This window comes from Erythrobacter sp. W36, from assembly GCF_057364935.1.
Genome location: NZ_CP200281.1, coordinates 2,147,097 through 2,161,691 on the forward strand (window position 1 = coordinate 2,147,097; position 14,595 = coordinate 2,161,691).

Genomic DNA, 14,595 nt, shown 5'->3' on the forward strand with positions numbered 1-14,595 from the left:
CCGAAGGTTACAAGTCTTGAGGCCGTAAAGGCTGTGACTAGCCAGCAGGATCGTTGAACATGCTCGGCAGCGACGCATTCACCACCCCGCCATCGACCGTCACTGTGTCGCCGACCACATAATCGCCGGCGCGGCTGCACAGGTAGATGGCAGCAGCGGCCATGTCTTCCTTTGTCCCGACACGCTTGGACGGGATCATAGCAGCCGATGCGTCAGGCGCGTTTTTGGCCGCCTTGTTCATCTCACTTGGGAAGGCGCCGGGCGCAATCGAAGTGACAATAATGTTGTCTTGGATCAGACGCGCAGCCATCCGCTTGGTCAGCTGAATAACGGCCGCTTTTGATGCCTGATACGGATATGTTTCCCACGGGTTGATGCGCTGGCCATCAATGGACGAGACGTGGATCACCTTTGCTGGGTGATCGCCTTTGCCGCCTGCAACCAGCAGATCATGCAGCTTTTGCGTGAGGAAGAACGGCGTTTTGACGTTCAAATCCATCGTGCGGTGCCAGCCTGCTTCGCTAAACTCCAAATAAGGCTGGCCCCAAGCCGCGCCAGCGTTGTTGATCAGAATATCAAGCTTGTCCTCGCGCTTTGCCATCTCATCGGCGAGGCTTTGGATGCCATCCATCTGGCTGAGGTCCGCAGGAATACCAATCACTTTGTCTTCGCCAAACTCGGCGATGGTTTCCTGCATTTGCTCAACCTTGCGCGCCGAGATGTAAACCCGTGCGCAGCCCGCGGACAGCAGGCCCTCGACAAACATCTTGCCAATGCCGCGGCTGCCGCCGGTCACCAGAGCAACGCGGCCGTTAAGGCCAAACAGGGCGTTCATATCCATCATAATTCTTGCTCCAATTGGAAGGCTTAGTAGCCGCTCATCTCGGCCACACGGCCAGCATGGTAATAGGCATCGCCAAGGAATTCGCTGAGCGCGCGGTCGCGCTTCATATAGAGGCCGATGTCATATTCGTCGGTCATGCCAATGCCGCCGTGCATTTGCACACCTTCACGCACGGCGAGGCCAGCGGTTTGCGAAACCTTCGCCTTGGCAACGGAAGCCATCAGGTCAGCCTTTTCGCTGTCACCATCCAGCAATTGCTGCGCCTTGATCACAGAAGCGCGCGCGATCTCCACCTCGGAATAGAGGTGGCTTGCGCGGTGTTGCAGCGCTTGAAACTCGCCGATTAGCTTGCCGAATTGCTTTCGCTGCTTGAGATATTCCACGGTCATATCCATCGCGCCGCTGGCCACGCCAACTCCCTCTGCCGCCGCGCCAACCCGGCCTGCTTTGAGCATGGCGTTCAGCACTTCGCGTCCGCCGTCAACCTCGCCAATGACCGCGTCGCCATCCAGCTCTACGCCGTCAAATGTGGTGTGGGTTGCGACGGAGCTGTCGACCAGGCGAACCGCATCGTGGCTCATATTCGCCGCATCCTTAGGCACCGCGAACAGAGTGATACCGTCTTCATCATCATCGCTGCCGCTGGTGCGAGCCGCGACAACGATCATGTCAGAGCTTGCGCCGTGGATGACGAAATCTTTCTGGCCGGAGAGCTTGAAGCCATTGCCTGACTTTTCAGCGCGCATCTTGATACGCTCAGGGCGGTGCTTTGCGCCTTCATCAATCGCCACGGCAAACACGCTTTTGCCTTCGATCAGGCCGGGCAGATAGCGACCGCGCAGATCGCTGGAACCGTGGCCCAAAGCCGTCGCTGCCAAGACTGAGCTGGTCAGGAACGGCGAAGGCGACAGGTTGCGACCGATCTCTTCCAGAACAATGCCAGCCTCGACATGGCCCATGCCAAGCCCGCCATCTTCTTCGCCAACTAGGATGCCAGTGAAGCCCATTTCGCCAAACTGCTCCCACAGCCTATGGCCAAATCCATCGGGGCAATTGCCATCGCGGTAATGGCGCAATTGCTTAGCAATATTGCCTTCTTCGGCCATAAATTGGCGGGCGCTGTCGGCCAGCATGGCCTGGTCGTCATTGTGGTAAAGGGGCATTGTCCCTTGATCCTCTCATACGTTTATTCGTGCGGGCCGCCCGCGCGATTTGCGGGGCGGCCAAGTGTGCTTGAGCCCTCGGTTAAGAACCGGGCAGGTCGAGAATGCGCTTGGAAATCACATTGAGCATGACTTCCGATGTGCCGCCCTCGATCGAGTTCGCCTTGGTCCGCAGCCAGTTGCGAGATGGCTTGCCGCCGCTCGTTTCTTCGCTTTCCCATTCGAGACTGCGCGAGCCGCCCGCGGACATCATCAGCTCGTGGCGGCGCTTGTTGAGCTCAGTTCCCGCATATTTCATCATGTTCGGCTGGGCGGGATGCGCCTTGCCAACCTTGATTTCGTCGAGGAATTTCTCGCCCATCGCACCGTAAGCCAAGGCATCAACGTCGAACATCGCCAGCTCTGCGCGCAGGACCGGGTCCAGCTCGCCAGCGTGGCGCTTCATCGCCGCGCCAATCGTGCCGGTGTTGCCGCCGTCGGCGCCGGAAATCATCTCACGCTCGTGGCCGAGCAGATATTTCGCCACGTCCCAGCCGCGGTTCACTTCACCCACTTGCGCTGGCAGACCTTCGCCATAGCTCTTTGGCACCTTCACATTGTCCATGAAGGTTTCGCAGAACGGCGAGTTGCCGCTGATCAGCTTGATCGGCTTGGTCGAGCAGCCTTCGCTTTCCATGTCGAACAGCATGAAGGTAATGCCTTGATACTTGTTCTCTTTGTCAGTGCGCACCAGGCAGAAAATCCAGTCGGCTTGGTCAGCATAGCTGGTCCAAACCTTCTGGCCGTTGACAATCCAGTGATCGCCTTTGTCCTCGCCAAAGGTTTGCAGGCTGACCAAATCGCTGCCTGAACCCGGCTCTGAATAGCCCTGGCACCAGCGGATTTCGCCGCGCGCAATCTCGCCCAGGAAATGCTTCTTTTGCTCTTCCGTACCGAAGTGCAGCAGCGCTGGGCCAAGCATCCAAATGCCAAAGCTAGAAAGCGGCGGGCGCGCATTGATGCGGCTCATTTCCTGCCGCAGCACCTTGGCTTCTTCAGGCGCTAGACCTGCGCCGCCATATTCCTTCGGCCATGCGGGTACTGTGTAGCCCTTGGCAAGGCACGCATCGAACCAAGCCTTTTGCGCGTCGTTCTTGAAGGTCGCCCGGCGGCCGCCCCAGTAGATGTCGCCTTCATCGCGGACAGGTTCGCGCATTTCGGCCGGGCAGTTTGCCTCCAGCCACGCGCGGGTTTCTTGGCGGAATGTATCTAGATCAGGCATGGTGCCGACTCTCCTCTAATCGCTCCCACTTGACGCTTACGTTATGGTCATTTGCGCGTCCGCTGCAAGCGCTCAAATGCTAGGCTTTAAAGGAACACAGCACCAATCACGAATGCCGTAACGTCAAGTCACTGACCCCACGCCAAAACCCCAGCTTTGCATTGACGCGCCGCCTGCTTCGCTTACGTTTGCGTAAAGAGCTTGGGAGAGCTGCAATGCAAAGATTCGCCAGAAATAGCCGCCGCAGCGAGGTGTCTGCGTGAGCCTTGTACAGGGGCCGCTACCCTTGCGGCTGAAACTGATCCACGGCTTTGGCGCGGTGGCTTTCGGCGTCAAAGACACCGGCTTCTCGTTCTTTCTATTGCTGTTTTACAACCAAGTCTTGGGCATGGACGCGGGGCTCGTCAGCGCCGCTTTGCTGATCGCCTTGCTGGTCGATGCGGTTATCGATCCGATCCTCGGCAATCTCTCTGACCGGACCTACACAAAGTGGGGCTGGCGCCTGCCGTGGCTCTATGCCGCGCCGATCCCGCTCGCCTTTGCTTGGGTGCTGATGTGGTCACCGCCGGGCGGCGAAGCACCAACGTTCCTTGGCCTTGTCGGGATCGCGGTTGTCGTGCGCATCCTGCTTTCGGCGTGCGAAGTGCCTTCAATCTCGCTCTTGCCAGAGATCACCTCAGACTATGTCGAGCGAACAACTCTATTCCGCTACCGCTATCTTTCAGGCTGGCTCGGCGGATTGTTCATGATGGTCCTTGCCTACACCGTGTTTCTGGGCGGTGAGAACGGCCTGCTGCAACAAGATGGCTATGTCGGGTTTGGAATATTCGGTGGGATATTAATGGCCATCTCGGTCTTGGGATCGGCCTTTGGGCAGCACAAATTGGTTGCGCACTTGCCGACGACCAAGCCGGAGCCGTTCAGCCTCAAGGCGTGCTTCTCTGAAATTACCCACGCGTTCAGCGAAAAGGCCTTCCTGATATTCGCCGCTGGCGGGCTCGCCGCCTATGTCAGCCAAGGCATGAGCTTCTCGCTCTCAAACTATCTCAATGTGTTCGTCTGGCGGCTCGATGCGACACCTTTGCCGTTCATCTCGGAAGGGGCAACGGCGCTCAATTTCTATCCGTTCGCGCTGTTCCTCTCCGTGATCGTGATGTTCTTCATAGTTGGGCCGATGCACGACAAATTGGGCAAACCGAAAAGCGCAGCACTAAGCGCTATTGCCAGCCTGTGCATCCTGCTGTTCCCATACGCCGCATTGGTCTTAGGCTTCTGGCCTCAGCCCGGTACTCTCGCATCGGCGGGCTGGCTCTATCTGCTGCTGGTCCCGGGCAATGCACTGGCAGTCGTCGTGATGATCTCCGCGTCGTCAATGATTGCAGAAATCGTTGAGGCGTATCAGGAACGCACTGGCAAGCGGGCTGAGGGAGCGTTCTATTCCGGCAATTGGCTGGTCCAGAAATGCGCCACCGGCTTTGGCATATTCATCAGCGGGCAAATCCTTTCAGCCGCGCAATTGTCGCCATCGGCTGACCCGAGCACAGTGCCCGAAACGGTGATCACCGACATCGTCATCTACTTCGGAGCGATCACCGCAGTATTGGCTCTGATCGCTGCATTTTGGCTTGGACGTTTTCCGATCAACCGCGCCGATCACGAGGCGCGCGTGGCGGCAATGAACGCTCAAAAAACCGTCGTTCAAGACAGCCGAGCACTCGAATAATCACAAAAAGACAACTTGGCGCAGGCCTCCGCCTCTGCCACGGTCAAACCAATTCAGAATCAAACTTTCAAAGTTAGAACGAGGATATTTCCCATGGATTTTCAGCCAACCGAACGTCAGGTCTATTGGCGCGACCGCGTGCGCGACTTTATCGAGGCGCATGTCCGCCCCAACATGGACACCTATAAGGCGCAGGATGCCGAGGGCGATCGTTGGAAAGTGATCCAGATCATCGAAGACAAGAAGAAGCTGGCGAAGGAAGCTGGTATCTGGAACCTCTTCATGCCGCCGCGCAATGACGGCCACCATCACGTCGAAGAGACATTCGAATTTGAAGGCCCAGGCCTGACGAACCTCGAATACGCTCTTTGCGCAGAAGAAATGGGCCGTATTGGCTGGGCGTCGGAAGTGTTCAACTGTTCTGCACCTGACACCGGCAACATGGAAGTGTTCCACCGCTACGGTACGATTGAGCAAAAGGAACAATGGCTGCGGCCGATCATGAACGGTGAAATCCGCTCCGCCTTCCTGATGACAGAGCCCTTCACCGCTTCGTCTGACGCGACCAATATCGAAACCCGGATTGAACGCGACGGCGATGAATATGTGATCAATGGCCGCAAGTGGTGGTCGTCGGGTCTGGGCGATCCGCGCTGTAAGGTCTCCATTGTGATGGGTAAAACTGACCCAACCGCGGGCCGTCACGCACAGCAATCCATGCTGCTCATGCCGAACGATGCGCCCGGCGTGAACATCATCCGTCACCTGCCTGTATTCGGTTATGACGATGCGCCGCACGGCCATATGGAAGTGGAAATGAAGGACGTTCGCGTGCCCGTCAGCAACATGCTGCTGGGCGAAGGTCGCGGGTTCGAGATCGCTCAAGGGCGCCTCGGCCCAGGCCGCATCCACCACTGCATGCGCACCATTGGCGTGGCTGAAGAGGCGCTGGCGAAGATGTGCAAGCGTCTGCAAGAACGCGAAGCCTTCGGTAAGCCAATTTACAAGCACTCCGTTTGGGAAGAACGCGTCGCGCGTGCCCGGATCGACATCGACATGACCCGTCTGCTGTGCCTCAAGGCTGCTGACATGATGGACAAGGTCGGCAACAAATCGGCCAAGCAGGAAATCGCGATGATCAAGGTTCAGGCGCCGAACATGGCTCTGAAGATCATTGACGATGCGATCCAAGCCCACGGCGGCGGCGGTGTGTCGAACGACTACGGCCTCGCCAACGCTTATGCGCATCAGCGCACTTTGCGTCTCGCCGATGGTCCCGATGAAGTGCACGCACGCTCCATCGCCCGGATGGAATTTGGCAAGCACGTTCCAGAAGCAGGGCCAACCGCAAATGCCCTGCGCGGCCGCAGCGGCAATGCCGCCAACGATGCTGGCGGGCTCAGCTCAGGCGACATGGGCGCCACCCGCTAAGCGGGGGCAAAAGGGGAGAGGCCAGTTATGGCAAAGGCAGCAATTCTGGAGACGCCAGGTGAAGGTCTCGTCATTGGCGAGGTTGAACTGGCTGATCCAGCGCCGCACGAAGTGCTGATTGACACCAAGGCCTGCGGCCTGTGCCATTCAGATCTCCACTTTATCGATGGCGCCTATCCGCATCCTCTTCCCGCGATTCCGGGGCATGAGGCAGCGGGCATTGTCCGCGCCGTGGGCAGCGAAGTGCGCTCCGTCAAACCCGGCGATCACGTCGTATCTTGCCTCAGTGCCTTCTGCGGGACTTGCGAATTCTGTGTGACCGGGCGGATGGCTCTTTGCCTTGGCGGGAACACGCGCCGGGGCAAGGGCGATGCATTGCGCATCACCCGCAATGGCGGCGAACCTGTCAATCAGATGCTCAACCTGTCGGCGTTCTCTGAGCAGATGCTGATCCATGAAAATGCCTGCGTTTCGATCGACAAAGACATGCCGCTTGATCGGGCCGCGATCATTGGCTGCGCGGTTACGACCGGTGCGGGCACGATTTTCAATGCTTGCAAGCTGACACCTGGCCAGACCGTCGCGGTTATCGGCTGCGGCGGGGTTGGTCTTGCGGTTGTGAATGCGGCCAAGATTGCAGGCGCTGGCCAGATCATCGCCGCTGATCCGCTTCCAGAAAAACGCGCTTTGGCCGAAGCTTTGGGAGCGACGCATACGATTGACGCCATGGCAGATGATGCAGCCAAGCAGATCACGGCGATCTCGAACGGCGGCGTCGACTTTGGCATTGAAGCGGTTGGGCGTCAGGCCTCCGCCGACCTCGCGGTTGCATCCTTGCGGCGCGGCGGCACGGCTGTGATCCTCGGCATGATGCCACTCGATTGCAAAGTCGGGCTAGGCGCGATGGATCTGCTCGGCGGTAAGAAGCTGATGGGCGCAATCATGGGCATGAACCATTTCCCGGTTGATCTTCCCCGCCTCGTCGATTTCTACCTTCGCGGTCTGCTCGATCTCGATACGATTATCGCAGAGCGGATCGCGCTAGATGATATTAATGCTGGCTTTGACAAGATGCGCGCCAGCAATTCCGCGCGCAGTGTAGTGGTGTTTGACTGATGACTGACAATTCTGCTCCGCAAATCGATTTCGACAAGGAAATGGTCGGCACAGTCGAAGTGGCGGACGCTGACAAACTCGACATGGATAAGCTGACGGCGTGGTTTGAAGCCAATGTCGAAGGCTTCGCCGGACCGATCAGCTACACCAAATTCAAAGGCGGGCAGTCCAACCCGACCTATAAGATTGAGACGCCTGGCGCGAATTACGTCCTGCGCCGCCAGCCGTTTGGCAAACTGCTGCCAAGCGCACACGCGGTCGACCGCGAATATGCGGCAATGACAGGGCTTTACCCAACCGGCTTTCCGGTGCCGCGCACCTATGGTCTGTGTGAAGATCCTGAGGTTCTAGGCTCAAAATTCTTCGTGATGAGCATGGCTGATGGGCGCAGCCTGTGGAATGGTGCCTTGCCTGGATGCTCGCCAGACGAGCGCCGCGAGCTCTACAATGCGCTGATCGATACGATCGCGGACATGCACCTTAAGACACCGTCCGAAATTGGGCTTGGGGATTATGGCAAGCCCAATGATTATTGCGCGCGTCAAATCAGCCGCTGGTCGAAGCAATATAAGCTGTCTGAAACAGAGCATATGCCGCAAATGGAGCGGCTGATTGAATGGCTGCCCAAGACGATCCCGCCGCAGCACGAAAGCTCAGTGGTGCATGGCGATTACCGGCTCGACAATGTGATCTTTCACAAGACAGAGAACCGCGTGATTGCGGTGCTCGATTGGGAGCTCTCAACGCTCGGTGATCCGATTGCGGATTTCAGCTATCTGATGCTCAACTGGTTCCAGCCCGCTGACGGCCGCGCTGGCTTGCTTGGGCTGGACCTTGGCGAACTCGGCATTCCGACAGTCAAGGAAGCGGTTGAGCGCTATGTCGCGCGCACCGGCTATCCTGTGCCGCCAATGGAATGGTACTTTGCCTATAACCTGTTCCGGCTCGCAGGGATTATGCAGGGCATTAAGAAGCGCGTGATTGATGGCACCGCCTCGTCCGCTCATGCGAAATCGATGAGCGACCGGGTCGCCCCGCTGGTCGCCCGCGCCTATCAATTCGCTGTCGAAGCGGGAATGCCAGAATAGGTCTAGATTTGCAGGGTGGAGGCATCGATGTCGCCTCCCCCTGCTCGACTAAGCTCTTAACTGAGCGCGCTCAGAACTCCGCGCTAAAGCTCACCACTGCGCCCGCATCGTCGCGCGACGCCGCGAAGTGCCCCGGATCGCCGCGATAGAACAGGCTCGCCGAGGCATATCCGAACATGAAAGGCCCTTGCCAAGCAAGCTCGCCCATCACTTCGCGCCCTTCCGGAGAAAGCGAGAGCCGCTGCGTTCCAAAGATCGCGCTCTCAGTCGCGTAGTCATAGGCCACCGGCAGATCGAGGTTCAGCCCGCCGCCGCTGACCCGCAGTGGCTGGCTAAAGCGAAGGCCAAGACTGTCGCTGTTGGTCAGCACGCCATAGCGCGTCACATCAAAGGACCAAGCCTCGCTCAGCAATTGTGAGCCGTCACCAAGGAGCGAGCCGCCGCGCGGGCGAGTGATCCCTTGACGGTAGGCCCCGCCCACTCGCCAACCGCGAGCAAATTCATGACCCAATTCGGCGTCCAGAAACATCGTGTCCGCCCCGCCGATACTAAGCGCATCGTGGAAATGCGCGCCCAGCAGCGTGTCCGTTTCCTGCATCCATGTGAGCGAGACAATCGCGTCCACGCCCGCGATGGAGCGATCCGCAGCAAGGCCAAAGCTTTGCGTCGGCCGCTCTTCGCGCACGCCGGTCAGAACGTCTTCCGCCTGCCTGTCCGCGCCCAGCAGCACATCGCCGCGGTCAGCGGAGACAGTCAGTCCCCAAGGGCCAAGCTGGTGGCGCGCGGCCAGTGAAAACTCGCTGCTTTGGAAAAATCCATCATCACCGCTCGCTTGCGGCGCGATGCGGAATGCGGGGCGATCTGTGCCTTGCATTTGCGCGACGAGACCGCCGGCCCCTTGTGAGAGCGCAAAGCCTAACTGGACGTCAGGCGCGATTTTGGCCGCAACACGCGCCGCCAGAACCCGCGCGCCTTGAGCCTCCTCTGGGGTAAGCTGCAATTGCTGAGCCCAAGCAAGCTCGCCGGTGCGCGCCCTATCTCCGATGGTGAAAGCCATCGATAGTGCGCCGGTCGTTCCGCCTTTGCTGATACCATTGCGCTCGACCACGCCGCGAAGCCGCTGAACCTGCGCAGAATTGCGTGTGCGCGTGCCCAGATCATAGGTGTATGCTCGGTCATAGCTGTCAGTCACCACTGCCGTTAGGCTGGTGCCGCTCAAAGCATCGCCCATCGCCGCCGACCCAATCACGACGTCATCGGCCAGCGCCAGCCTCGTCTGGGTTCCGCCCAGCGTCGTGGTGCCTGCGGGCGCAAACGCAGCCTGAATATCGAGGATGCCCGAGCCGAAGACGGCATCAAGACCGGTCGCGCCAGCATCCCGCGCGCTGTCGAGCAGGATCTGCACGATCTCTTGCCCCGTTAAATTCGGGAAAGCCTGCGACAGCAAAGCCACCGCGCCCGACACTTGAGGCGCTGCGAAGCTGGTGCCGGAAAACAATGTGACGAATTCGTCCCCATTGATGTTCTCAACGAACAGCTCGCCATTGTCATAGACACAGCAAATGGTCTCGCCGCGCGCATTGATATAGGAGCTGGCAAAGTCACCGGCGCGGTTTGAAAAATCGGAAATTGCACCGTTTTCATCGACCGAGCCGACGATAATCACATTGCCATTGCCTGCCTGCTGAAGGCTAGAGGCCAAAAGATCGGGTTGGTCAGGATCAACACCCGGATCCGAACCGTCGCCAGAATTGCCAGCCGACACGACAATAACCAGTCCCGCATTGGCGGCCCGTTCCACCGCATCAAGCAGGCCGCGCGATGCGAAACCGCCGCCGAGGCTTATATTGACCACGCTCGCGCCTGAACTGATCGCGAGATCGATGCCATCGGCGATGTTTCTGTCGCTAAACAAGCATCCAAGCGAAGGATCAGACGGCGTGTCTACACCGCAGGAGCCGATATTGTCGGCCCGGACCGCGAGGATGTCCGCGTCAAACGCGATTCCCAGAACACCGATCCCGTCGCGCCCGCCGGCGGCGACCAAAGCCACGTTTGTGCCATGATCATCTTCTGGATCGACGCCGCGATTGCCGACGACATCCGCAGAGTTGGCATTCACTCGGCCAGCAAATTCAGGACTGTCCGTATCCAGACCCGTGTCGATCACCGCTATGATCTCCCCGGCACCGGTGAACCCCTGCTCCCAAGCTGAGACAGCGCCATGAAACTCAGGCCCGTCCGAACGGCGGAACTCTGCCGTGTTAAAATTGGTCGTGGGTGGAGGCGGCGGTGGGGGCGGAGGAGGAGGAGGTGGCGGCGGCGGGGGAGGAGGCGGCGGCGCGGATATTGGCCCGCCTCCACCAGCACCGCCTGGGCTCCCGCCGCACGCACCAAGCGCTGCGCAAGCAGTTGCAGCGACAACAATTTTCCAGTTGACCGGGCAATTGGGCTTCTTATTCATCAAGACCGTCCTTCGTGTGCCCCTCTAAGGACAAAGCTTAAGTCCAAGGTTAATAACAACGCAAGCCGTTTGCTTGGGCAAACGCCGAATTGCATCAGCAATGCCGCGGGCACTTGTGACTATGATCCGAGCGGGCTAGCAGCACATCAACCTTGTAAAAACGAAAGAGCATTGCGGCGAATTTTCCGGCTGAAGGCAAATTCAAGAGCAGTCATTTTGGAGAAAACATGTCTGAAGAGTTGATCACCCAAATCGAAGCTGCATGGGAAGCGCGCGCCGACATCACTCCAGGTAGCGATGTACGCCACGCTGTGAACGATGCTCTGGCTTTGCTCGACAGCGGCCAGGCGCGGGTGGCGGAGCCTGATGGCGATGGTGGGTGGCGCGTCAACCAATGGCTGAAGAAAGCGGTGCTGCTCTCTTTCCGCCTCAGCGACAATCACGTGATGGAAGGGGCCTCCGCCGGCGAGGCAGCCTATGACAAGGTCCCAACCAAGTTTGCTGGCTGGGGTGAAAACCGCTTCAATGATGCAGGTTTCCGCGTAGTCCCGGGCGCAATCGTTCGCCGCGGCAGCCATATTGGCAAAGGCGTTGTCCTGATGCCCAGCTTTGTGAACATCGGCGCATTTGTTGACGAAGGCACCATGATCGACACTTGGGCAACCGTCGGTTCGTGCGCGCAGATCGGCAAGAATGTTCATATCTCAGGCGGCGCTGGCATTGGCGGCGTGTTGGAGCCTTTGCAGGCAGAACCCGTGATCATTGGCGACGGCGCATTCATTGGCGCGCGCAGTGAAGTGGCAGAGGGCGTGCGCGTTGGCGAAGGCGCTGTTCTATCAATGGGGGTCTACCTCGGCGCATCGACCAAGATCGTCGACCGCGCCACGGGCGAGGTCCACCGCGGCGAAGTTCCGCCCTATGCAGTGGTCGTGCCTGGCGCGCAGCCAGGCAAGCCCTTGGCTGATGGCAGCCCCGGACCGTCGCTCTATTGCGCGGTGATCGTGAAGACTGTGGATGCGCAAACTCGCTCTAAAACAGGCATTAACGAGCTGCTGCGCGACTGATCAGCATACTGAGCAAGCCAGCAGCCGTGGAACGATTGCTGGCGCTCTCCGTTAAATTACCTATAACCCAAGCTAGCGGAGGGCTTTATGCATAAAGAAGGCGACGAAATTCACATCGAAGATGATGACGCTACGGCTGCGGTAAAAACTGGCGCGATGCGCTGGGTGCTAGGCATCAGCCTAGCAGCAGCGGTCATTGCGATGACCCTCGTCTGGGTCATTCCTGCGCTTTACGGCTAAAGCGCGGCTTTTTTCAATTCGAGCCTGGCGGGCGCGTTTCGGCGTTACTCGGCAGGCTCAATCAGCGTCTCGATTGGCGCCATCCCTGACACGCTGCTCGAATAGCGCTCAGCTGCGCGCAGAACGCGCATCGCATTGAGGCTCGAGATCAGCTCGAGCTTCAGTTTGCGAATAGCCGCGCCGGGCAAGCTCGGTGAAGAGCGCAGGGTACCCTGCGCTGTCTTCCATGCCGATCGGCCCGGTTGGCATTCCGTCGAAATCCGCCCCAATCCCGATATACTCAACGCCTGCGACAGAGCGGATGTGATCGATATGGTCGGCCATCTGGCTCACTGGGGTCTGAGGCTCTGGATTGGCCGCATCCCATTCTTCCAGGGCCGTCTCAACAATGCTTGGCTGACCTTGATAGAGCGATTCCTGCCGGGCCAATTCCGCTGCGCGCTGGCTGAACCACTGGCGGCGTTCTTCATTGAGGAAACCGGGCAAACCAACGACCATCACAATACCGCCATTTTGAGGCAATCTTTCGAGCACCGAGTCGGGCACATTGCGCGCATGGCCATTGATTGCACGCGCGCCAGAGTGGCTGAAGATCACCGGCGCGCGAGTCGTATCAAGCGCATCCATCATAGTGTCTTCGCTGACATGGCTGAGGTCGACCAGCATCCCAATGCGGTTCATCTCGCGGATCAAGTCTTTGCCGAAATCGGTCAAACCACCGTGCTCAGGCGTGTCAGTCGCGCTGTCGGCCCATGGCGTATTCCTGGAATGGGTGATCGTCATATAACGCGCGCCCAGCGCGTACATTTGCCGCAGGACCGCAAGGCTGGAGCCGATGGAGTGGCCGCCTTCCATTCCCAGGAACGAAGCGATCCGCCCCTCTGCCATCGCGCTTTCCGCCTGATCAGCGGTTAGCGTCAGCTGCAATTGCTCTGGGTAGCGCGCGATCAGACGCTTCATCACGTCGATCTGCTCCATCGTCATCTGCACTGCTTCCGGCTCGCTGATATTAGTCGGCACATATACTGACCAATATTGCGCGCCGACTTTACCCTGCGCCAAACGGGTCAGATCAGAATGCATCGCCCGGCCCTGAGGATGCGTCGCGCCCGTGCCCGTCGTATCCACAAAGTCGAAATCGTTGATCTGATTGTCGAACCGCGAGCGCAGCTGGATCGGCACATCGTTATGGCCGTCAAATACTGGCGCGGCCTCAAGCGCGGCCGCAACAAGCGCCTCTGCGGGATCTGGCGCGGCTGCTTCGCCGCCTGCCTCTTGCGCAGCAAGCGGCGATGTCAGCAGGGAAGCGGCCAGCAAGGCGGCGGCATATTTCATGGCAAAAACAGCTCCTAAGCATGGTCCAGATCGACTATGCCTTGTCTTAGCAAGCAGTAGGGCGAAGGGAAGCGGCTTTCTGCAAAGCGGCGGGGAATGACCAATCGACAATTCAATTGAGCAGCGCCAAGGCGAAACCATCGCTGCGGGCCAGCAGGAAAGCAGCGTAAAGCGTTGGAGCCGTGCGGTCTTGCGGGTGATTTTGGCCGCGTTTTACGGCTATGCTGGCTATGCCCATATCGCCACGCCGGGGCCATTTCTGGCGATCATGCCGAGCTTCGTGCCGGCACCAGAAGCGGTTGTCTATTGGACGGGAATTGCCGAAATCGCCGGGGCAATCGCCTTGCTTCAGCCCATTTCCAAGCCACTAAGACAGGCGGGCGGCATCGGCCTTGCTCTTTATGCGCTGTGTGTATGGCCCGCCAATATCAACCATTTTGCCATGGACATGGCGAGCTCCGATGGCGGTCTCGGGCTTGGCTATCATATTCCGCGAATGATCGCGCAACCGATACTGATCTGGTTGGCGCTGTTCGCTGGAGAAGTGGGCTGGCGGCGCCGCGCGTAATGTTTGCGCAACGCCGCCAGTGATCACTCTTAGGTGAGGTGCTTAGACACCGCAGCCGTCATTTTGAACATTGAGATCTGATCTTTACCGATCACAGCGCTGAGCTTGCCATCAGGATTGATCTGACGCTTGTCTTTGCTGTCTTGCAGGCTGTTGCCCTTAATGTACTCCCAAATCTTCGACGTCACTTGTGCGCGCGTCATCGGGCCTTTGCCGATGACAGCTTCAAGTTCAGACGAAAGCTGCACCGGTTTCTGCAGTGCATTAGTCTTTCCAGCCATGATCCTCTCCTTCTCAG

General features: G+C 58.8%; 13 protein-coding genes. 7 read left to right on the top strand and 6 right to left on the bottom strand.

Going from position 1 to position 14,595, the window contains the following annotated elements; genetic code table 11:
• Positions 1 to 37: 37 nt before the first annotated feature.
• From AC0V6U_RS10385 to AC0V6U_RS10395, 3 genes are all read right to left on the bottom strand, one after another.
• Positions 38 to 841 (bottom strand): SDR family oxidoreductase, encoded by an 804-nt coding sequence (locus AC0V6U_RS10385; protein ID WP_472645749.1) that lies wholly within the window; start codon positions 839 to 841, stop codon positions 38 to 40.
• Between the two features lie 26 nt (positions 842 to 867).
• Entirely contained in the window at positions 868 to 2,007 is a 1,140-nt protein-coding gene (locus AC0V6U_RS10390) for an acyl-CoA dehydrogenase family protein (protein ID WP_472643100.1), read from the bottom strand.
• An 82-nt stretch (positions 2,008 to 2,089) separates the two neighbouring features.
• A complete protein-coding gene (locus AC0V6U_RS10395) occupies positions 2,090 to 3,268 on the bottom strand; it encodes an acyl-CoA dehydrogenase family protein (RefSeq protein ID WP_472643101.1) in 1,179 nt (392 codons plus the stop codon).
• Positions 3,269 to 3,527: 259 nt separating this feature from the next.
• Here AC0V6U_RS10395 and AC0V6U_RS10400 point away from each other — a divergent pair, with 259 nt between their 5' ends.
• The 4 genes from AC0V6U_RS10400 (at position 3,528) to AC0V6U_RS10415 (ending at position 8,626) form a co-directional block, all read left to right on the top strand.
• Positions 3,528 to 4,991 carry an MFS transporter gene (locus tag AC0V6U_RS10400; protein ID WP_472643102.1) on the top strand — a complete coding sequence of 488 codons (1,464 nt, stop codon included), beginning with the start codon at positions 3,528 to 3,530 and terminating at the stop codon, positions 4,989 to 4,991.
• A 93-nt stretch (positions 4,992 to 5,084) separates the two neighbouring features.
• The gene (locus AC0V6U_RS10405; RefSeq protein WP_472643103.1) at positions 5,085 to 6,422 is read left to right on the top strand and encodes an acyl-CoA dehydrogenase family protein; all 1,338 of its coding nucleotides are present in this window, start codon (positions 5,085 to 5,087) and stop codon (positions 6,420 to 6,422) included.
• A 27-nt stretch (positions 6,423 to 6,449) separates the two neighbouring features.
• Entirely contained in the window at positions 6,450 to 7,538 is a 1,089-nt protein-coding gene (locus AC0V6U_RS10410; RefSeq protein ID WP_472643104.1) for a Zn-dependent alcohol dehydrogenase, read from the top strand.
• The gene (locus tag AC0V6U_RS10415; protein ID WP_472643105.1) at positions 7,538 to 8,626 is read left to right on the top strand and encodes a phosphotransferase family protein; all 1,089 of its coding nucleotides are present in this window, start codon (positions 7,538 to 7,540) and stop codon (positions 8,624 to 8,626) included. The genes AC0V6U_RS10410 and AC0V6U_RS10415 overlap by 1 nt, the downstream gene beginning before the upstream one ends.
• Before the next feature lie 70 nt (positions 8,627 to 8,696).
• Here the strand turns inward: AC0V6U_RS10415 and AC0V6U_RS10420 are convergent, their stop codons facing one another.
• Complete coding sequence (locus AC0V6U_RS10420; RefSeq protein WP_486169459.1) at positions 8,697 to 11,090, bottom strand: S8 family peptidase; 2,394 nt, start codon at positions 11,088 to 11,090, stop codon at positions 8,697 to 8,699.
• Positions 11,091 to 11,317: 227 nt separating this feature from the next.
• On the opposite strand from AC0V6U_RS10420, the gene dapD reads away from it, so the two are divergent.
• Complete coding sequence (dapD, locus tag AC0V6U_RS10425) at positions 11,318 to 12,154, top strand: 2,3,4,5-tetrahydropyridine-2,6-dicarboxylate N-succinyltransferase (RefSeq protein ID WP_472643107.1); 837 nt, start codon at positions 11,318 to 11,320, stop codon at positions 12,152 to 12,154.
• A gap of 87 nt (positions 12,155 to 12,241) precedes the next feature.
• A complete protein-coding gene (locus tag AC0V6U_RS10430) occupies positions 12,242 to 12,394 on the top strand; it encodes a hypothetical protein (protein WP_472643108.1) in 153 nt (50 codons plus the stop codon).
• Between the two features lie 108 nt (positions 12,395 to 12,502).
• Here AC0V6U_RS10430 and AC0V6U_RS10435 read toward each other — a convergent pair whose 3' ends face one another.
• Positions 12,503 to 13,729, bottom strand: a complete 1,227-nt coding sequence (locus AC0V6U_RS10435; RefSeq protein WP_472643109.1) for a dipeptidase — start codon at positions 13,727 to 13,729, stop codon at positions 12,503 to 12,505.
• Positions 13,730 to 13,919: 190 nt separating this feature from the next.
• Here AC0V6U_RS10435 and AC0V6U_RS10440 point away from each other — a divergent pair, with 190 nt between their 5' ends.
• On the top strand, positions 13,920 to 14,297 hold the full coding sequence (locus AC0V6U_RS10440; protein WP_472643110.1) for a DoxX family protein: 378 nt from the start codon (positions 13,920 to 13,922) through the stop codon (positions 14,295 to 14,297).
• 29 nt (positions 14,298 to 14,326) lie between these two features.
• Here AC0V6U_RS10440 and AC0V6U_RS10445 read toward each other — a convergent pair whose 3' ends face one another.
• Positions 14,327 to 14,578 (bottom strand): SWIB/MDM2 domain-containing protein, encoded by a 252-nt coding sequence (locus AC0V6U_RS10445; protein WP_472640715.1) that lies wholly within the window; start codon positions 14,576 to 14,578, stop codon positions 14,327 to 14,329.
• Positions 14,579 to 14,595 lie beyond the last annotated feature (17 nt).